Genomic DNA, 341 nt, shown 5'->3' with positions numbered 1-341 from the left:
TTGCGCTGCTCGGCATTCACCGCTTCCAGTCCCCAGTCATCCAGGATCAGCAGCTCTATCCTTGCCAGTTGACCCAGCAGTCTGGCGTAACTGCCATCTACCTTGGCCTGGCTCAGCTCAAGTAGCAGACGCGGCAGCCGGTAGTAGCGAGTGCTGTGCCCCTGCTGACAGGCTTGGTAGCCCAGCGCACAAGCCAGGTAGGTTTTTCCGCAGCCACAGGGGCCGGTAATGAGCAGGTTCTGGCCCCGGCGCAGCCACTCTCCTTGGGCCAGGTTTGCCACCTGTGACCGCTCCAGGTTGCGTGCAGACTGGTAGTCCACCTCTTGCACCGTGGCCTGGAG

General features: G+C 62.2%; 1 pseudogene. It reads right to left on the bottom strand.

The window, feature by feature from the left end:
- A pseudogene (istB, locus tag J9892_RS25230) lies at nucleotides 1-341 on the bottom strand (IS21-like element ISAs29 family helper ATPase IstB); the annotation flags it as partial.

Source organism: Aeromonas sp. Prich7-2 (assembly GCF_017939255.1).
Lineage (GTDB): Bacteria > Pseudomonadota > Gammaproteobacteria > Enterobacterales > Aeromonadaceae > Aeromonas > Aeromonas caviae.
The sequence above is the reverse complement of the archived record's forward strand: the minus strand, read 5'-3'. Positions and strand labels throughout refer to the sequence as shown.